18 protein-coding genes are annotated in these 18501 nt (G+C 46.2%); 14 read left to right on the top strand and 4 right to left on the bottom strand.

Annotated elements, in window-relative coordinates:
• Positions 1 to 12: 12 nt before the first annotated feature.
• Together nrfD and dsrO are read right to left on the bottom strand one after the other, a co-directional pair.
• Positions 13 to 1143, bottom strand: coding sequence for an NrfD/PsrC family molybdoenzyme membrane anchor subunit (gene nrfD, locus KI742_RS14500; protein WP_285385586.1), 1131 nt, complete (start codon positions 1141 to 1143; stop codon positions 13 to 15).
• The gene (dsrO, locus tag KI742_RS14495; protein WP_285385588.1) at positions 1140 to 1907 is read right to left on the bottom strand and encodes a sulfate reduction electron transfer complex DsrMKJOP subunit DsrO; all 768 of its coding nucleotides are present in this window, start codon (positions 1905 to 1907) and stop codon (positions 1140 to 1142) included. The genes nrfD and dsrO overlap by 4 nt, the downstream gene beginning before the upstream one ends.
• Positions 1908 to 2085: 178 nt before the next feature.
• Here dsrO and KI742_RS14490 point away from each other — a divergent pair, with 178 nt between their 5' ends.
• The 14 genes from KI742_RS14490 (at position 2086) to KI742_RS14425 (ending at position 16193) form a co-directional block, all read left to right on the top strand.
• On the top strand, positions 2086 to 3918 hold the full coding sequence (locus KI742_RS14490; protein ID WP_285385589.1) for a sensor histidine kinase: 1833 nt from the start codon (positions 2086 to 2088) through the stop codon (positions 3916 to 3918).
• Positions 3919 to 3943: 25 nt separating this feature from the next.
• Entirely contained in the window at positions 3944 to 4546 is a 603-nt protein-coding gene (locus KI742_RS14485; protein WP_025767241.1) for a response regulator transcription factor, read from the top strand.
• A gap of 102 nt (positions 4547 to 4648) precedes the next feature.
• A complete protein-coding gene (locus KI742_RS14480) occupies positions 4649 to 5047 on the top strand; it encodes a hypothetical protein (RefSeq protein WP_025767242.1) in 399 nt (132 codons plus the stop codon).
• Positions 5048 to 5111: 64 nt separating this feature from the next.
• Positions 5112 to 7223, top strand: a complete 2112-nt coding sequence (locus KI742_RS14475; RefSeq protein WP_285385590.1) for a protein-disulfide reductase DsbD — start codon at positions 5112 to 5114, stop codon at positions 7221 to 7223.
• The gene (locus KI742_RS14470) at positions 7220 to 7759 is read left to right on the top strand and encodes a protein disulfide oxidoreductase (RefSeq protein ID WP_285385591.1); all 540 of its coding nucleotides are present in this window, start codon (positions 7220 to 7222) and stop codon (positions 7757 to 7759) included. The genes KI742_RS14475 and KI742_RS14470 overlap by 4 nt, the downstream gene beginning before the upstream one ends.
• Before the next feature lie 161 nt (positions 7760 to 7920).
• Positions 7921 to 8553, top strand: a complete 633-nt coding sequence (locus KI742_RS14465; protein ID WP_170891293.1) for a class I SAM-dependent methyltransferase — start codon at positions 7921 to 7923, stop codon at positions 8551 to 8553.
• A gap of 25 nt (positions 8554 to 8578) precedes the next feature.
• Positions 8579 to 9334, top strand: coding sequence for a class I SAM-dependent methyltransferase (locus KI742_RS14460; RefSeq protein WP_256902934.1), 756 nt, complete (start codon positions 8579 to 8581; stop codon positions 9332 to 9334).
• Between the two features lie 19 nt (positions 9335 to 9353).
• A complete protein-coding gene (locus KI742_RS14455) occupies positions 9354 to 9779 on the top strand; it encodes a GNAT family N-acetyltransferase (protein WP_161440840.1) in 426 nt (141 codons plus the stop codon).
• 3 nt (positions 9780 to 9782) lie between these two features.
• Positions 9783 to 10343, top strand: a complete 561-nt coding sequence (locus KI742_RS14450; RefSeq protein WP_222712516.1) for a GNAT family N-acetyltransferase — start codon at positions 9783 to 9785, stop codon at positions 10341 to 10343.
• A 228-nt stretch (positions 10344 to 10571) separates the two neighbouring features.
• Complete coding sequence (locus KI742_RS14445; RefSeq protein ID WP_213916377.1) at positions 10572 to 11705, top strand: efflux RND transporter periplasmic adaptor subunit; 1134 nt, start codon at positions 10572 to 10574, stop codon at positions 11703 to 11705.
• Positions 11698 to 12969 (top strand): TolC family protein, encoded by a 1272-nt coding sequence (locus KI742_RS14440; RefSeq protein ID WP_285385597.1) that lies wholly within the window; start codon positions 11698 to 11700, stop codon positions 12967 to 12969. Before KI742_RS14445 ends, KI742_RS14440 begins: the two co-directional genes overlap by 8 nt.
• The gene (locus tag KI742_RS14435; RefSeq protein WP_137282245.1) at positions 12966 to 14180 is read left to right on the top strand and encodes an ABC transporter permease; all 1215 of its coding nucleotides are present in this window, start codon (positions 12966 to 12968) and stop codon (positions 14178 to 14180) included. The genes KI742_RS14440 and KI742_RS14435 overlap by 4 nt, the downstream gene beginning before the upstream one ends.
• Positions 14181 to 14182: 2 nt before the next feature.
• Positions 14183 to 15466 (top strand): ABC transporter permease, encoded by a 1284-nt coding sequence (locus KI742_RS14430; RefSeq protein ID WP_285385599.1) that lies wholly within the window; start codon positions 14183 to 14185, stop codon positions 15464 to 15466.
• A gap of 22 nt (positions 15467 to 15488) precedes the next feature.
• A complete protein-coding gene (locus KI742_RS14425; protein WP_285385656.1) occupies positions 15489 to 16193 on the top strand; it encodes an ABC transporter ATP-binding protein in 705 nt (234 codons plus the stop codon).
• Between the two features lie 66 nt (positions 16194 to 16259).
• On the opposite strand, the gene KI742_RS14420 is transcribed toward KI742_RS14425, so the two are convergent.
• Both KI742_RS14420 and KI742_RS14415 read right to left on the bottom strand, forming a co-directional pair.
• Positions 16260 to 16943: a topoisomerase I gene (locus KI742_RS14420; protein WP_042523048.1), complete on the bottom strand. Its 684-nt coding sequence runs from the start codon at positions 16941 to 16943 to the stop codon at positions 16260 to 16262.
• A 75-nt stretch (positions 16944 to 17018) separates the two neighbouring features.
• Positions 17019 to 17936 (bottom strand): leukocidin family pore-forming toxin, encoded by a 918-nt coding sequence (locus tag KI742_RS14415; RefSeq protein ID WP_285385601.1) that lies wholly within the window; start codon positions 17934 to 17936, stop codon positions 17019 to 17021.
• Positions 17937 to 18501 lie beyond the last annotated feature (565 nt).

Below are 18501 nucleotides of genomic sequence, written 5' to 3'. Positions count from 1 at the left end.
AATCCTCTTTGATTAGCGTTCAGTTAAGGTGAGTGATGAAGCTTTTACTTCGATATTTTGTTTTGGCTGAACCAGCTCCGAACCGAGCAGTGCCAGTGCAAGCCATAATCCGAGCATGCCGATAAGGCCTATCCAGCCATTTCCATCCATAGTGAGTTGGTATGGATACAGCCCTGCATCGAACTTGGCGATGGTTTGCACTTCCATGATGGTAAACCAGCGGATCAGCCATGCACTTGCCAGTGCGGCAGCAGACACAAAACTGAGCACTATGACGTGACGAAATCTGGCTGATGTGGACTTTTTGGTATCGCGAAAGAAGATGAAAGCGAGCAAAACACAACCTAAAACGACAAAAGTGAGCAGGGCAATGTTGTGGATCCATTGTTCGCTAGAATAGAGCGAAAATGCGGAATTGTTGGATGCCCAAATGGGTAGGAGAATCAGCGTCAGAACGCCGCTCGTTACCAGTGACTTCTTGAGTAAATTGCTATCACCAGAAGTGAGGGATTTCGATTGGCTAGGCAGCAGTAACCAAATCAGCAGAGAAAATCCGACCGCGCCCATAAATGCAGTGACAAACCAAAGAACCGGCGACGCGGGTTGGTGCCATAAAGAGCGCGATTTAACGACCGCAATTTCAGCGCCTGTGTAGACTGCAATGGTGATGCCTGATAGCACCGTGATGGCAGATACCATAAGCATGACTCTACGAGAGAGCGCCCAGTCACCCAGTGACAGCTTTGAAATTAGAGGCAGTACTTTCCCAGGCTGATTACGTAAGTTGATCAGATCCTCGCGGAGATACAGCCATGCAGTCACTACCGCTAAACCTGTGAAAACGGGCAAGAAAAGCGACCCTAAAGACATCCATGACCACGGAGTGATGTGTGCGTAAAAATGCCATGCGCGTCCCGGTTGGTGAAGGTCGCCAGTTAACGCTAATGGCCCCACGATGGCGCCAATGGCCAGCGTCAGCACAAGTGCAGCGCGCAGTCTGTGGCTGGTGTGTTTTTCAAATAATAGGGCGATTAGGAATAAAATAGCGGCCGCATAAGCCGAACCGATGTAGAAGAAATACTGCACCGCCCACGGGAGCCAAGCCATCGCTTGAGGTTGGACTAACACTTCGGTGATGTTCATGCGCGATCTCCTTGTGGGTCGTAAATAGCAGGTTGTCCGTCGATGTGGCTGGTGAAGTGTTCATCCATGCCGATGTAAAACACGTGAGGCTTGGTGCCTTCATTGGGTTTTAGCACTTTGATATCGTCTTGGTGCTTCGTAATTAAGCGGCGGACTTCACTTGATGGATCATTCAAATCACCAATCACACGTGCTCCGCCAACACAGGTTTCCACGCAGGCAGGCAATAGACCTTTTTCTAGACGGTGAGCACAGAAGGTACATTTATCTGCGGTGAGGGTGTCTTCATTGATAAAGCGAGCATCGTAAGGGCAAGCTTGTACACAATACGCACACGCTACGCAGCGACTGTTATCCACCATGACAATGCCATCTTCGCGCTGAAAGGTTGCTTGAACCGGACACACTGCCACGCAAGGTGGGTTGTCGCAGTGGTTACAAAGGCGCGGTAGCATAAAGGCTTTTGCTTCTCGCGTGGCTGTAGAGCCATCATCTAACGTAACTTCGTATTGCTTTACGGTGGTTCGGAATTGACCGATAGGCACTTGGTTCTCGATGCTGCAACCCACAGTGCAAGCCTGGCATCCGACACATTTACGCAAATCTATCACCATGGCATAACGCTTCCCGACTTGTCCTTTTCGGTCAGCGGACTGGTTATTTCGAATAATGTTTCCCGCAGTTGCCGTGCCAATGCCTGCGACTGGAATTAACGCGGCTCCGGCTGTGACCGCGCTGAGAAAGCGACGTTTGGTGGAATCCATAACTCACCTGCTTTTTTGTTGTATTTGAATTGACTGATTCCATTGTGAGAAATGCACTGCGAGGCTTATATTGTGGATTTCCACATACCCAGATCAAACTTGATCTAAAACAAATGTGGTTTAGGGAAGGTAGCTGTTATTCTTGTCGCACTCTCTTGACGGAACGATTCGACTCATCATGAAAAAAGCACTGTGGCTTCAGCTTTGGATTCTTTGCTTAGTTGCCTTTGCATCTTTGGCTCAGGGCGCTGTTTCTGAACAAGAATATCTGCAAGGAATGCAAGAGCAAAAAGCAGAGCAGCCACAGGTCAAGCAAAAAGTCGAAGTGGGCGTGTTAGCGATACGCGGCCATCTTTATGCTGAGCAGAGATGGCAACCGACCATTGATTGGCTCAATCAGCAAATTTCCGATGTGCATTTTGTCCTTCATCCCCTTAACTTGGATGAAATGGGCGAAGCGGTGAAGTTTCAGAAGATAGATTTCATCTTAACCAACCCAGGTCAGGCAGTGCGATTGGGCAGGCAATACGCGCTGTCGTGGATGGCAACGCTAACCAGCAGAGCACCACAAAACTCGAATTACGGCATTGGTTCGGCGCTGGTGGTTCGAGCCAATTCAAGTTATCAAACGGTGCAAGATGTCTCAGGACGTCCCGTTGCGGCGGTATCAGAAAAAGCGTTTGGTGGTTATCTAACGATGCGCTATCAAATAGTCAAAATGGGGCTTAATCCAAACGATTTCTTTTCTGATGTCCGCTATCTTGGTTTTCCTATTGATGCCAACCTGTATCAATTACGTGATGGTAATGTGGAAGCGGCCGTCGTCCCCGCTTGTTTATTGGAACAGATGTTAAGTGAAGGGCTTTTACAACCGGGTAATTACCGAGTTTTAAATCAACAGCCGAACGAGCGCTCGTTATGCGCTGTTTCCACACCGCTTTATCCTAACTGGTCATTTGCCAAAACAGAGCGCGGCTCAGCTCAGATTGCCAAACAGATTGCGCAAGTATTGTTAGCGATGCCACCTGAACACCCTGCGGTTATTGCGGCAGGCGCGTCAGGTTGGACGTCCCCCGTCAGCTTGCTGAGCATCGACAAACTTTATCAGGCGTTGGATCTCCATCCGTTGCAACAACCTTGGTGGAGTGAGGCTCTACGCTGGCTGCGTAGTCATCAAGAGTGGGCATGGGCGCTGTTCATGTTTGTGATTGTGTTGAACGCGTACCACTTTTGGCTTGAGTATCGATTTAGCAAGAGTAAGCAAGCGTTGGAGCAGACATCGTTACGATTAAAAGAGAAAAGTGAACAGTTAGAACATTCACAAAGGGTCGCGATTGTCGGAGAAATCGGCACTAGTCTTGCTCATGAACTCAATCAGCCACTGGCAGCCATTCGCAACTATAGTGAAGGCGGTTTACTTCGCTTGGCCAAAAAGCGCCCTCATGAAGATATTGTCCCTGTACTTGAGAAAATACAGGGCCAAGTTGAAAGAGCCGATACAATTATTCAGCGATTAAGAACGTTGATTCGTAAGCGCAGTGTCGACAAAACGTCGTGCGATCTTCAAGTACTCATTGATGACACGATTGAGTTACTCCATTTTCGAATGCAGAAGCAAAACATTTCTATTGTGGCCAGTACAGAAGGGAACATTCGTCCATTACTTGTCGATGCAGTTGGCGTACAACAGGTTTTAGTTAATGTGATCAGCAACGCGATTGATGCGTGTACTTTGTTCCAAGAGAAATATCACTCATCAGGTTATCAAGGTAAAATTGCCCTGCATTGCGATTACCAAATCAGTCAACTCTCTATTCGAGTGTTAGACAATGGTACAGGGTTGCAGCAAGAGAATCCGACTCAAGCGTTTGTGAGTAGCAAAGAAGAAGGGCTTGGGCTGGGGTTAGCCATTTGTCGCGATGTGATGGAAATGCATGGTGGCGAGTTTGTCATCAGCTCGATAGCACCACATGGTTGTTTGGTTGAGCTTGTGTTTCCATATCAAAACTAATCTGAACTAGGCATAGGAGCACTCAATGAGCAGCGGTGAAAAGCAGCTACCTGTTTTTGTAGTCGATGATGATGAATCGGTGCGTGACTCGCTCGCTTTTATGTTGGAAGAGCATGACTTCAACGTGACGACTTTTGCTGATGGGCAATCTTTTCTCGATAAAGTGAACATTCATCAGGCCGGATGCGTGATCCTTGATAGCCGAATGCCCAACCTTCGTGGCCAGCAAGTGCACCAAATTTTAAATCAAGCCAACAGCCCGCTAGCCGTTATTTATCTGACAGGGCATGGTGATGTTCCGATGGCGGTCGATGCATTGCAAGCTGGGGCGGTCAATTTCTTCCAAAAACCAGTCAAAGGCGATGAACTGGCACGAGCCATTTTGCAGGGACAGGCGCAGTCTGCCACAAACCTCGATATGGCAGCAGCTAAATCGGCTTATGAATCGCTCACACCTAGAGAAAAAGACATTTTACGTTTGATTATTGAAGGAAAGCGCAACATTCGTATTGCTGACGAACTTTGCATAGCAATGCGAACGGTTGAAGTACACCGAGCTAATCTATTGAAGAAGTTCTCGGCAAAAACCGTCGCAGAGTTGGCATATATTTATGGCAAGCTAGATTAAAGCTTACCGAGTGAAGCCTCTTAAGGCTATTTAGAGGATACAACTTGAGCTTTATGACGACTCGCGTATTATCTTCTTCGTTCTTACTTTATCTGAATTCTTATGAGTTTGTTGACTAAACGACATCACACGCCACATAAGCGGGCAAAATGGCTACTGGCGATTATTGGCTGGGTGGTCGTTGTGTGTCTGATGCAAAATTCAGGCTTTGCATCGTCATGCTCTATGAAATATGAGGCGGAATCGCCCGCGGTTTCACTTGCTGATGAGCGTTCGAGCGTCAAGTCGATTGATACTAAAGAAACCAGCAAGTGCGAATTGTCTGAAAAGTTAATTCAGTTTTCTCAACATCAACTCGATGTATTTATTGTTGTTCTGTTTGTCGGTCTTTTTGCTTCGGCAATTTGGTTGTGCAGTGCCTATATTGGTGCGCAACATTGGACGGAACCGATAGGCCGTAAGTATCGAGTCCATCTGACTTTCTGTGTGTTCCGAGAATAAAAGCGTGCTTTCTGACCACTAGCGTCAGTTATTTAGCACCTTTGTCTTTTAACTAGGAATCACTATGAATCAAATTACTAAACTGACTCAGTTTGCGTTCATGTTTTTTATGACGCTTGCTTTGAGTTTGCTCTCTCTGAGTATTTCAGCTCAAACTACTGATACAGGTTGGCTAACCAACCCACAACATCCTCCAGTGCAAACGCGCTTTGTGCTCACTGGTCAACAAGATCCGCAAGCCAAAACACTTACAGGTTATTTGGATGTCAAGTTAACCGGAGACTGGAAAACTTACTGGCGTTCACCTGGTGAGGGCGGCGTAGCACCATCTATTGATTGGCAAAATTCACAAAATTTATCCAAAGTGGATTGGCAATGGCCGCACCCACAAAAATTCGAACTGTTAGGTATCGAGACTCTTGGGTATAAAGGCGATACTTTGTTCCCCATGACGCTGCACGTCGAAGACATGTCCAGACCTGTCACGATTGATGCGGTACTGACACTTTCTTCTTGTACGACGATTTGTGTGCTGACCGACTATCAAATTCAATTGACGTTCTTGCCTTCTGATCTAACAGTCGATGAAGGCGTGATGTTCAGTTACGCTCAAGCAGTGAGTAACGTGCCGCAGCCATCGCCGTTTATTGATGTTACTCAGGCGAGTTGGGATGCGAACCAATCGAAACTACAAATCAAGCTACAGAACAGTCAGGGTTGGCAACAACCACAAGTGCTGGTGGATGGTGTCGATGAAGCAACGCGAGACTATAGCTTCAAGCTTGAAGGAATGTATCAAGAAGGAAACATCGTCACCGCGAGCTATATCGTTGATACTTGGCTGGGCGATGTGGAGTTAGATGGTCAGTCGCTGTTTGTGACCATCAAAGACACCAATTTACTAGCAGAAGAAACCACTCAAGCAACTGCTGAGGCAATAGTTGAACCGTTGCCGAGCACGTCTCTAACGAGTGTTTTTCTATTCGCGTTGCTCGGCGGTTTAATTCTTAACATTATGCCTTGCGTTCTTCCGGTTTTGGGGATGAAGCTAAGTAGTATTGTTGCCGCTCAAGGTATCGAGCGTCGTCAAATTCGCGCTCAGTTTGTTGCCTCGTCACTTGGTATATTAACGTCGTTCTGGATTCTCGCTGGTTTTATTTTGGTGCTTAAGCTAACAGGTAATGCCATTGGCTGGGGCGTGCAATTTCAAAGCCCTTGGTTCTTAGGTTTGATGGTGTTGGTCACCACTTTGTTTGGGGCCAATATGCTGGGGCTGTTTGAAGTCCGTCTATCATCGGGTACCAATACATGGCTGGCCTCGAAAGGTGATAACTCCCTAGTTGGTCACTATGTTCAAGGTATGTTTGCCACATTGCTTGCGACGCCTTGCTCCGCGCCTTTTCTAGGAACGGCCGTGGCGTTTGCCTTGGGTGCCGACGTATTAACGTTATTTGCAACTTTTACAGCATTAGCATTGGGTATGGCACTGCCTTGGCTCTTAGTCGCTGTGTTTCCAAATATCGCGCTGAAACTACCAAAGCCTGGCTCGTGGATGAATGTCGTTAAGATCGTGTTTGGCATAATGATGTTGGCAACCAGCGTTTGGCTACTTTCATTAATGGCAAATCATGTACCGATGTTATGGATTGCACTCATCGCTGTGGTTGCTTTTGTCGTCATGATGGCAAGAATTAAGCGTGTGTATGGTGAGAAAGCACTTGCTGTATCAGGGACCGCATCGTTAGTGTTAATAGCTGGCGGCTTACTACTTGGCAGTGTCACTGCTGACCAATGGGCAACGCCACTTCCGGATGATCTAGCTTGGCAAAAGCTTTCTAATTCAGCGATTGAAGAGCACGTCAATAATGGGCGAGTGGTGTTTGTGGATGTGACTGCGGATTGGTGTGTCACGTGTAAAGCGAACAAGATCGGCGTGATCTGGCAAGATCCTGTCTACTCATTGCTGCAAAGCCCTAATGTGGCGACGTTAAAAGGGGATTGGACGCATCCGGACGGCTCGGTAACGGACTTTTTACGAGCTAATGGGCGTTACGGTGTGCCGTTTAACATCGTCTATGGCCCGGCGGCGCCACAAGGTATCCCGTTACCTGTGATTCTGACTGATGATGTTGTTTTAAGCGCGGTGAAACAAGCGAGTGGGGGATCCATTCAATGAGTTCGACAAAGCAGCGTAGAACAGTCCGGTATTGGCTCGTTCAAATCGTACAGATGGTGCTCATTGTCACCGTTATTTCTATCGCGATGGATTGGTATCGCACCAAAGATATTCCCAAACAGGAGGCACCACCATTGAGCTCCGTATTGAGCTCCGTATTGAGCTCCGTATTGAGCGATGGTGAATACTTCGATGCAATCGCACAAAGTCATGAACAACCTGTCGTTGTTTACTTTTGGGCGACTTGGTGTCCCGCTTGTAAATTTGTAAGTCCAAGCGTGAGCTGGCTGAGTGATGACTATGCCGTAGTTGGTGTTTCTGGCTCATCAGGGCCAAATGAGCGTGTGGCGCAGTTTATGCAGGCAAAAGAATATCGTTTTGAAAACATAAACGATCCTTCAAGCGATATTATGCGTGAATGGAAAATTAGCGTGACCCCAACCATTTATGTTTTAAGAAATGGTGAAATTTCCTCTGTCACAACTGGCGTTACCACTCCGATAGGAATACTAGCGAGAATTTGGTTAGCTCGATAACGCTATAAAAATCCGATATTCAAAATATTGAGTATCGGATTTTTTTGTTGTCCTAAACAACCAGTCGGTCACATACCATAAAGAACTAGTTAACCAATAAGTGTCTAGATGCTTATTGCGTGCTACATTCGAGCATCGTTCTGGTTATCAAGGAGGAAACGATGAACGTAGCAAAAATGTATGATGATGTGTCGGATCGCTATCAAAAGTTGGTGGATGACAGTCACTACGTCGGTCCACGTTGGATTTCTGAGAAGTTAAAAACCTTTCCCATCGAGCAAGGCTCGGTTCTCGACCTAGCCTGTGCGACTGGCAGTATCGGCCATGTCGTAAAAAGTCACTATCCAGAACTCGCCATCCATGGCTTAGACATCTCGTCCAAAATGGTTGATAAAGCGCGCCAAACTAACCTCTATCAAAGCGTCGCGGTTCATAATCTCGATGAGCCATTTTCCCCTTTGTTTGAACAAACCTTCGACCTTATCACCGCACTTGGTTTTACTGAGTTTCTAGCAGAGCCTCAACAACTTCTGGAGTGCATTTCGCATAAGCTAACTGCGAATGGACGATGTTTTATCAGCTTTCAATACCACGATCCGGATGGACAAGATTTGCCTCGAAATACTTATAGTGGATCGGTCGTGCATACGGCATATACCGAAAGTGAAGTTGAGCAACTCTGTCAGCAAGCGGGGTTGGAAGTGGTTTCCCTAGAAAATGTGATTGGTTACGTATCTGGTGTTGGTTATGTGTGTCGATACTTGATGCTAGAGCTGAAAAAGTCACACCGCTGAAATAAGTAACAAACAAGGATTGTTTTTGAAAACACAAGATTTAACCGAATTCGGGTCTGGCATTGAATACGATGCTCAATACGACCAGCATTACCATCACGACATTGCTTTTATCACAAGGTTAATCGAAGAAACCAATGCTCGAAGTGTACTGGATGTCTGTTGTGGTTCCGGCATTGTCACGATTCCAGTCTCTGAGCAACTCAACGAAGCCATTGGCATTGATATTTCTGAAGGGATGCTCAAACACGCAAAGGACAAAGCCAAAAGCAGGAGTAACTTGCGTTTTCTTCATCTCGACGCAACCCAGTTTTCGTTAGGTAAGAAGTTTGACCTAGCCATAATGACAGGGAATGCATTCCAAGCCTTTTTAAGTGATGAGATGCTAGCAGGTGCACTGAGCTCAATATCAAGACACCTCGAAAAAGGTGGGCGATTTGTCTTCGATACGCGGTTACCAACGCCAGAGAATCTAGAACTGGATAATGAGATGGCACTGTGGCAAACCTATGTTTCTCCAACTTATGGTGAAGTGAATTATTTAGGTATGAAGGCCGAGTATGACTTGCAAACATCCATCCTGTATTTGAAGAAAGAGCGCCATTTTGAAGGTGGAACGATTGAGTATTCCAGCATTGATTTAAAATATCGTCCGCTGGAAGACATAGAGGTTTTCCTTGAACAAGCGGGATTCAGAATCATAGAGAAGTACCAGTCTTGGTCAGCGCAAGCATTTGAGGCGAATGCCAACTCGCTTGTCTGTGTGGCTAAGAAAATCTAAATCAATGTTGAGGGATACAATGCAAGGATTTCAAATTACTACGTCGTTAGATGACATGGATTTAGACGTTATCTACGAGTTCATTTCAAACAGTTACTGGGGAAAGGGCATTCCAAGAGAACGCCTTGAGAAGTCATTGCGCCATTCGTTCTGTTTCGCGGTTTTGGATGATGAAAATCAACTCGTTGCTTTTGCTCGGTTAATTACCGATCGTACCACGTTTGCGTACCTTGCCGATGTGTTTGTTATGGAGGTACACCGTGGTAAAGGCATCAGTAAGTGGTTGATCTCAGAAATTGTTGCTCATCCAGAACTACAAGGCTTACGCCGTATGATGCTTGCAACCCGCGATGCTCATGGGTTGTACGAACAGTTTGGGTTCACTCCTATTGCTCCAGTAGAAAACTTTATGCAAATCTGGAAACCGAATGTTTATCAGAGCTAAATCATGATGAGAGTTGAATCTCAACAAGTGGCAATCAGATACCTCAAAACAACAGACGCTGCTCCCCTGTTTGAAAACTATTTAGGCGATGAGCAAGCATGCCGCTTCCTCAATCGCCAAGTCCACCAAAATGTTAATCAAACCCTTGAAGCTATCGAAAGATGGCGTGCTCAATATGATCAAAAGTCTCCCAATCTATTAGTCTTCGCTATTGAAGAACTCACTTCTCAAACTCCTATTGGTTGTCTGGTGCTGATACCTGAGCAAGACAGCAGTGAAATCCATTTTGGTATTTCTGCTCGCTATCGGGGAAAAGGCTATGCAACCCAAGCCTGCAAACTTGGCGTTGTCTACCTGCAAAGCTTGGGTATAACGCGCATTCGCACCGCCCCGCATATTGGCAACCACGCGAGTATCCGTGTGTTGGAGAAATGCGGCTTTATCAGCCAAGGCATTTTAAAAGCGCATGCAGTTTTTCCTGCTCTAGGACGTGAGGCGCAAGACTGTATGGATATGCAATTGGAGGATATCGAACTGCGCCATTTTGCACATTGTTCAGAATGAAATTGATAGCGGTTGAAACGAGCGGTTACAGATCTTGTCAGTCGCCATCGTAGACAGCGTCTTCGCTGAATGATTCCTCGAGATTTTTTTAGTCTTTGATTGTCAGAGGTGACTGACAAAACCATACCAACTGTGACAACCAAACCGCTATTAAAGCAGGATATTATTCCTTCAACTTTGTGTTTTAGGAGTAGTCATTAGACTACCCAATAATTGTTGGAATAAATAATGACGAAACGTTGGCTTGTCTCCGCAGTGAGCATTGCGCTGCTCGGCGGTGGTACGTACTTCTATCTCCAATCTGCTGCTCAACCAGAATTGCTGCCTACATTGATTGTGGAAAAAGGCACGATTGAAAAACAAGCGGTGGCTGTTGGTAAAATTGTCCCTGCACACTCCGTGTCTATCAAGTCACAAATCGACGGTATCGTCGGTGAAATTTATGCGAAAGTTGGTGAAAAGGTGAAGCAAGGCCAGCCGCTGATCAAAGTGCGTCCAAACCCAACACCCCAAGCATTAACGGATGCATCGGCAGAACTCATGCGTAGCGAAGCCGATCTGGAATCCGCCAAACAAAAACAGTCCAACTTAGAAAGCTTGGTCAAGCAGGACATTATTCCAAGTAACTACGACGAATACGTAAGTGCGCGCTCGGCAGTCAAATCTGCGCAAGCGGACGTATTGCAAAAGCGCCAGAATCTCGAACTCATCCGCAGTGGTGAGGCGTCTATCGGTGATGCGCGTTTAACGTCGACGATCTACGCGCCAATTGATGGCACGGTACTCAACCAGAAAGTTGAGGTCGGAGAGCCGATCATCTCGACTCAATCAAGCCAAGCCGCGACTGAAATGATGTCATTGGCCGACATGAACAGTCTGATTTTTAAAGGTAGCGTCAGTGAGCATGATGCTGCGCAGTTGTCTCCGGGAATGCCCGTTATGTTGACGGTTGCGCCTTATCCTGATGTGGCGATTTCTGGTGTGCTAACCAAAGTGGCGATTCAATCTGAGAACCTTAACTCACCAGAGGGCAATGCTTCTGCAAAAAGTTTTGATAACGGTTTTGAGGTTGAAGTGGGAGAACTCAAGATCCCACAAGATGTGTTGCTTCGTTCTGGTTTTTCATCGACGGCTCAAATCATTCTGAAGAAGTCTGAAAACGTGCTCACTCTACCGGAGCGCGCTCTGCAATTTGATGGTGACGCACCGAATGTTCTGATCCCCGACAGCTCAGAACAAGGGTTTCATAAACAACCTGTGAAACTCGGTCTGTCAGATGGCATCAATGTCGAAGTGCTTGACGGCGTGGAGCTTGATGAAGAGGTTATCGACAACAGCATGATGGGAGCGGCGCATGGTTAAGCTGCAACGATCAACAATCGCCTTTGCATTGTTGGCTGCCACGCTCAGTTTGCCGACCTACGCAATTTCTATTGAACAAGCTTGGCAACAAGCAAAGCAGAACGATCCAAATTACGAAAAAGCGAAAATCGGCGTCCAGCTTGGCGAGGTTGGCGTACAGAGTAACCGCAGTGCGTTATTGCCGGGCTTAAGTGCCAGTGCGTCAGCGGATTGGAATGAGTCCTCAAGCCATTCCAACAGTTACGGCGCTACCTTAACTCAAACTATTTGGGATAGCAGTTTGTGGTCGGAACTGGATCAAGCGAATGCCAATTATCTCAAAGTACAGTTAGAGTTATCTCAAGCGCATAACGAGCTTGCGCAAAAGTTGCTCACCGCTTACCTAGATGTGGCAAGCGCACTGGGCGACCTCAAATTGGCGCAGTCCAAGCTGGAGGAGGGGAAAGAACTTCTCAACATCATCGAGAAACGCTATCGAGCAGGCAAAGTGAAGTCGGTTGATGTTGAAGAGATGCGAGCGAATCAAGTCTCTGAGCAAGCAAGTATCCTCAATGCGAAAGCCGATCTCGAAGTGAAAAAAGCAGAGCTTGCGGCGTTAATCAATCAAATGCCGGAGAGTGTCGACCAAATTCGAACGGATTCTTTGATTCAGCCGCCGATGCTGGTGGACTCTCAGGAGCAATGGCTAAAACTGGCGAAAGACAGCAGTCCAGAGCTGTTGGTGGCGGCGCAGATGGTGAAAGCGAGCGAGTTCGCGAAAGATTCAGCTAAAGGTGGATACTACCCGACCGTCAAAGGCAGTGTGGGCTACAGCGATGGTGACAATCGTTCAAACGGCGAGTTTAACGCTGGGATTAGTTTGAGTTTGCCGATTGACCTCAATGGTGCAGTGCGAGCGAAAGTGGACGAAGCATCGTTGAACATTTTAAGCGCCAAGCAAGATATGCGTAGAGTGGAAATTGATATTCAGAAACGAGTTATTCAGCAGTTTACTCAGGTCGATATCAACTGGAATCAAGTTTTGATAGCGAACGAGCTGGTTGAGTCGCGCGCCAGAGTGTTGCAAAGCAAAGAGAAACTTTACGACGCTGGTCTGCTTGAAGTGTCGGAAGTTATCAGTGCACACAACAGCTTGTTTGAGGCGAAAAACAGTCTGCAAACCAACTTGTACAGCTACTGGCGTAAGAGAATCGGCTTACTGCAAACCGCAGGGAAACTCGATGACGATACCATGGCGTTGATCTCTCGAGCTTTTCATTCATGAGCAGTCTATTGCAACAAACTTGGCAAACGTTGATGGCGCACCGCATGAAGAGCGTGCTGGCCATTATCGCGATTGCTTGGGGCGTGATCTCTGTGGTGGTGTTAATCGCACTTGGCGAAGGCTTTTATCGCCATCAGACCCAGTCGTTTTCCTTTATGATCAACAATGTGCAAGTGGTGTTTCCGTCGAGTACCAGTAAACCGTGGCAAGGGTTACCTTCAAGACGACAAATTGATATTCCACAAGAAAAAGTCGACATGATCAAACAGTCGGGCTTCGTGCAACAGGCGTCGAGCGTTTACGCCAAATGGGATGCGAATATCACCAATCTCAAAGGACAGAACTTATCGAGTACGGTCAGCGGTATTGATACGTCTTACTTTCCTTTAATGCAACGCAAGCTGCAATCCGGTTCGAGAAACCTGTCACCAAGTGATATGAAAAACCACACTCGCGTGGCAGTGTTAGGCGATCAAATTGCGCAAATGGGCGGAATCCAAATCGGGGATAGGCTCAAAGTCAACGGCATTCCGTTTTTGGTGATTGGGATAACCGTTGGTGAGGACACTGGCATTTCATTCGGCGATAGCCGCACGGTTTTCATTCCTCAAACAACGTACCGCGATTTGTGGGATGCGAAACCTTGGATGGTATTGATGAAGCCGAGAGATGGGATGGATGCACCGTCGTTTCGACAAAATATCGTGAACTTTTTCGCCAAGCAGCTTCATTTTGACCCAAGTGATAAAGATGCGGTCGAATTACCCGATTTTAGTGAAGGTGCGGCGGTCATCAGTGGAATTTTACGTGGCATTCAGATTTTTCTCGGAGCGAGCGGCGCGATGACCATGGCGGTCGGTGCGCTTGGCGTTGCCAACATCATGTTTTTATCTGTCACGGAGCGCACGCGTGAAATCGGTGTGCGTTTGGCGATCGGGGCGACTCAAAAATCCATACTCAGTCAGTTTATTCTTGAGGGGCTTATTTTGGTAGCCGTGGGCACGGCATTAGGTCTGATGTTTTCGTATGCCGTGGTATCTGTCTTAAGCAGCATGGCATTACCGGAATGGATTGGTTTGCCTGTGATCACGCCAGATTCCATTGCTTGGTCTTTACTTGTGACACTTATCTTGGCATTGATGGCATCGTATTTCCCAGCAAGGCGAGCATCGCGTCTCACGCCAGTCATTGCTTTGAGTGCGAGGGCCTAGTCATGTTGTTACCATTGAGACAAATTTTCCAAGAAATGGCCGCAGAAAAGCTGAGATTGGGTTTGACTATTCTGGCTGTAGCGTGGGCGACCCTCTGTATCGCTGCTATGTTGGCGGTAGGTGAGGGCATTCGTCAGGGCGTATTGAAAACCGCACAAAATGGTAACGGCAACTTGATCTATTTGACCGGAGGGATGGCCACCGTCGACCACGGTGCTTTTCACCAAGGTAAGTTTCTGACATTAAAAATGGACGATTCAGAGGTCGTTCGAGCGTTACCCGATGTAAAAAGCGTTGCGCCAACTGCGAAGTGGAAAGAGCGCATCACCGTTGGTGACAGAAGCTCGTGGCAAGAACCGTTAGCGGTCACGAGCGAGTTTCAATCCATGACCAATTTGGTGCCGATGGCGGGGGGGCGATGGTTAAATCCACTCGATCAAAAAGAGACGCGCAAAGTCGTTGTACTGGGTTATGAACTGGCAGCCGACTTATTCAACCCGAATGAGGACTTTAGTTGGTTTGCGACAGTCACATTGCAAGTCAACCCTGTGGGGCAAAAGGTAAAAATCGGCAATGAGCAGTTCACCGTTGTGGGCGTATTGGAGAAAAACAGCGCCCAAATAGAACTGGGGGATCTTATCAACTATTCCAGCTTTGTGCCGTTAGCGACGTGGAAGCGATTTCATGTCAACGGTGAAATTGGTGGCATCAATGTGCAACCACAAGCCGATGTAGACCGAGAAGCCTTAGCAAAGACGATCAGGCAAGTGATTGCCCGTAAGCACGGGGCAAGTGTCAGTGATGAACAGGTCGTCCAAGTCGATGATATGTTCCTTAAACAAAAGAGTATGCAGCAGTTTCTGATAGGTTTGCAGAGTTTTCTTGGCATTATCGGCTTCGTGACGTTAGCTGTTGCTGGCGTTGGCATCGCCAATGTGATGTATGCCACCGTAAAGCGATCTACGCGTGATATCGGCGTGCGCATGGCGGTCGGTGCAACCCCAACGGCCATTCGCATGCACTATTTAGTGCAGTCTTTATTGACAATGATGATGGGGGGCGCGCTTGGATTAGCCGTGACGTACGCGCTGGTGTCTGCCATCAGTTCCATTCCTTTAGAGGGCAATGCCTTTTATGAACAACTGGGTAAACCTGTCCCTGAGTTGTCGTGGGTCGTTGTCGCGATTGTCATCCTCACCTTAGTGATCATAGGTGTGGCATCTGCATGGTTACCTGCAAACCGAGCCGCAAAAGTCAGCCCGTTGGAGGCGCTACAAAGTGAATAACAATAATAACTCTGGAGAGAACATGTCGAACAAGCCGCTTGTTGAGCTGACCAACATCTGTAAATACTACTCAAGCGGGGAGGCGGAAGTTCGCGCGTTAGACGGCGTTGACTTAACCATCAATCAAGGCGAGTTTCTTTCGATTCTTGGCCCGTCCGGTTCGGGTAAATCAACGTTGATGAACATGCTCGGCTGTTTAGATAAGCCCACCGATGGCGAGTACCAACTTGGCGGCCAAAGCGTCGCAAGTTTAAGTGCGAATGAGCTGGCTAGCATTCGTAACCAAAAGATCGGGTTTGTCTTCCAAAGCTTTAACTTATTGGAATACGCGACGGCGCTTGATAACGTGGCGCTGCCGTTGGTTTACTCTGGCATCAAAGCCAAAGAACGTCGCCAGCGCGCAGCTAAATTGCTAGAGCAAGTCGGGCTAGGGGATCGTTTAGACCATAAACCAAACCAGCTTTCTGGTGGTCAAAAGCAGAGAGTTGCGATTGCAAGAGCCTTGGTCAACGATCCGCAAATCATCTTAGCGGATGAACCAACGGGTGCATTGGATTCAAAATCCGGCGCAGAGATTGAAGCTTTGTTCAACCAACTCCACGCCGAAGGTAGAACATTGATCATCGTGACGCACGATAACGCTCTGGCAGAGCGCACTAAACGCATCATCACCATCAAAGACGGCAAGGTAATTTCGGATAGGGTGCCGGTAAGTAGGGAGAGTTGAGCTTTTCTTAATTGAGAACTGAGTTTTAAGGGAAATAGCGATACAGAGGCTATCTCCCTTTACTTTTTATTCGCGATGTTCGTTTTGTCTCTCTTTTATCAAGTCATGCTTTTGTTCTTTAAGTAGAGTGATTGCGAGCTTAGTGTCCTCAATCAATTTACTGTTATCGTTGAGATCTTTGCTCTTCAAAGGCAAAACTAGATAATGAATGCTGCCATCTGCATTCTGTACTCCGGTAGCGATGATGACATCACCTTCAGACGCCGTACCAAAATACTCTGATACGACTTTGGTTTCGCTGACACCGTAGCTATCCAAATAGGATGACTCCGTATTGTCAAACAAGATAGGAACCCCTTGCCTAGCTAATGTTCGCAATTGTTTTTGCTTTTGCTCGTCGAATGGATAGTCGGTCGTACTGATGTAACTTACCTGTTCAGCTTCAATAAAATCGTACAGTTCATTGCTCAGTTCATTTAATGGGGCAGATATCCAAGGTGTAGCTGGAATGACGTCGGAAGTATCATCATTGCCACTTTGTGGTGTTGGAGTGGTAACCACCTTTTGAGCAGCATCGCTCTCAGGAGGCGTTACACTTATTGTAGCAGCGTCTTCTGTCTTGATTTGCTCGTCAAGGCTTGCAACAGGTTCGGTCTGGGCATTCTTGTTATTTGAATTAATCAGAAATATGGCGAGTACTGCACCAAGTGCCAGCACCGATCCAGTCAAGAGTTTTTTGTTACTTGTCATGTGTCATGTCTTACCGTTTATTTCATTAGTAAATACGGCGGCCACTTATTTATTCCGTGGCCGCAGGCTAATAAGTTAGTGGTAGAGATCGTCATTCCAAGAGATAGTTACGGCTCGGCTAGTCTCTGTCCATTGACTGCTATCACGATTTTTCTTCCAGGTATTTTCTGGAGTGGTATACCAGCTACACCAGTCGCGACCAAAGTAGTAATTGGTTTTTCGCCAACCAGCAACCAGCTTGACCTCTGATGTATCTAGGCCATCTTGAATGTCATTTTTTCTATATACGACGCCGACTTGTGGTTTAAAATCTGAACGCATAACGACAGGTAACTCATTGTAATCAATCAAATTACCCATGTCACAACTGGTCCAACGATACAATAACCAGTCTTTAGCTGGCGTATTATGGCGGATAGTCTTGTTTTCAATTAACCAATTAATGCTTTCGTTAGCTTGGTTAAAATCGGCGACCGTTTGAAACTCGGGCTGGTCGTACGTTACACGGTTGCTCCAGGAGATTTCCCCACTAATATTTGGAGAAGTAGAAGCACTGAATCCAAGGTTAAAATCTAGAGGCTCACTGACAGATGCCGTTGCAATGGTGTTTTCTGGAGCATGGCTCATGTGGCGTAAAGGGGCGCCATTTAAATAGCTCAGTGCCAGCTTAAAAGCCGTTGGAACGGTGTAACGGTAATCTCCCCCAGTGGCAAAACCATAGATTTGTTCTTTGTTTGGAACATTAGTCATGTCGAAGCCAGAACCGCCATTTAGGATCAACTTGGCTTCTTTAGCGCCATTTGGTAGCAAAGATTGGTTCCAGACATTTTCTAAAGAATAAATTAAGCGGATTTTTTTCGAGCGTGCATCACCATCATCAAGCTGAAGCAATGTCGAAGTGTAAGATTTCAATGTATCTTCAGCATGTGCTGGTGCTAAAGAACCAAGTAAAGCGAGTGCGATAATACTCGCGGAAAGATGCTGTTTTTCCATTATTTTTTCCTATTAGTCAGCCCATAAAGACTTTTGTTTTAAACCATCTTGATGGGCACTTTATAATTATGGACAGGTTATAAATTCAAGCTCAATAAATGAGCGGTGAAATAGTGCATCTTGTTTTTTATTAAAAAAAGAAAAAGGATAGATTCGTGGGATTAATGTCTCATAGTTTTTAAATTCACCACTCAACTATAATAAATAAGAATTTGGTTATTAAGTCTTGTCTTTTTAAGTTATTGCTTAATTTTAATTTTCTAATGTTTTGTTGAGATTTTCTATTGATAAAAGTGAATTTTATAAATGTTAGCCATGTTATTTTTAGGGTTTTTGTTATACCAAATTAAGTAAAGTATCGTTATGTGGTTATCTCGGGTTTATGGGTTTAATTCAAATTAAAACAGTGGTTTATGTTTTTTTTTGTTATTATTTTTTTAGAGCTTAATGTAATAGTTTAGTGATAAAGTCCGTCAATGAAGTTGCCATGTTCGTGTATGAAGTTATATGTGCTTTTACAGCAGGAAATTAAACTTTACGTTTAAGATGGTAAAGATAGAAAAAG

It is taken from the genome of Vibrio sp. D417a, assembly GCF_030248595.1.
Lineage (GTDB): Bacteria > Pseudomonadota > Gammaproteobacteria > Enterobacterales > Vibrionaceae > Vibrio > Vibrio alginolyticus.
The sequence above is the reverse complement of the archived record's forward strand: the minus strand, read 5'-3'. Positions and strand labels throughout refer to the sequence as shown.

Bases quoted from the DNA above. Each gene is read 5' to 3' on its own strand.
- KI742_RS14470 (WP_285385591.1), top strand. From the start codon at position 7,220: ATGAGTTCGACAAAGCAGCGTAGAACAGTCCGGTATTGGCTCGTTCAA.
- KI742_RS14435 (WP_137282245.1), top strand. From the start codon at position 12,966: ATGAGCAGTCTATTGCAACAAACTTGGCAAACGTTGATGGCGCACCGC.
- KI742_RS14425 (WP_285385656.1), top strand. From the start codon at position 15,489: ATGTCGAACAAGCCGCTTGTTGAGCTGACCAACATCTGTAAATACTAC.
- KI742_RS14430 (WP_285385599.1), top strand. From the start codon at position 14,183: ATGTTGTTACCATTGAGACAAATTTTCCAAGAAATGGCCGCAGAAAAG.
- nrfD (WP_285385586.1), bottom strand. From the start codon at position 1,143: ATGAACATCACCGAAGTGTTAGTCCAACCTCAAGCGATGGCTTGGCTC.
- KI742_RS14475 (WP_285385590.1), top strand. From the start codon at position 5,112: ATGAATCAAATTACTAAACTGACTCAGTTTGCGTTCATGTTTTTTATG.
- KI742_RS14450 (WP_222712516.1), top strand. From the start codon at position 9,783: ATGATGAGAGTTGAATCTCAACAAGTGGCAATCAGATACCTCAAAACA.
- KI742_RS14415 (WP_285385601.1), bottom strand. From the start codon at position 17,936: ATGGAAAAACAGCATCTTTCCGCGAGTATTATCGCACTCGCTTTACTT.
- KI742_RS14445 (WP_213916377.1), top strand. From the start codon at position 10,572: ATGACGAAACGTTGGCTTGTCTCCGCAGTGAGCATTGCGCTGCTCGGC.
- dsrO (WP_285385588.1), bottom strand. From the start codon at position 1,907: ATGGATTCCACCAAACGTCGCTTTCTCAGCGCGGTCACAGCCGGAGCC.
- KI742_RS14420 (WP_042523048.1), bottom strand. From the start codon at position 16,943: ATGACAAGTAACAAAAAACTCTTGACTGGATCGGTGCTGGCACTTGGT.
- KI742_RS14485 (WP_025767241.1), top strand. From the start codon at position 3,944: ATGAGCAGCGGTGAAAAGCAGCTACCTGTTTTTGTAGTCGATGATGAT.
- KI742_RS14480 (WP_025767242.1), top strand. From the start codon at position 4,649: ATGAGTTTGTTGACTAAACGACATCACACGCCACATAAGCGGGCAAAA.
- KI742_RS14440 (WP_285385597.1), top strand. From the start codon at position 11,698: ATGGTTAAGCTGCAACGATCAACAATCGCCTTTGCATTGTTGGCTGCC.
- KI742_RS14455 (WP_161440840.1), top strand. From the start codon at position 9,354: ATGCAAGGATTTCAAATTACTACGTCGTTAGATGACATGGATTTAGAC.
- KI742_RS14465 (WP_170891293.1), top strand. From the start codon at position 7,921: ATGAACGTAGCAAAAATGTATGATGATGTGTCGGATCGCTATCAAAAG.
- KI742_RS14490 (WP_285385589.1), top strand. From the start codon at position 2,086: ATGAAAAAAGCACTGTGGCTTCAGCTTTGGATTCTTTGCTTAGTTGCC.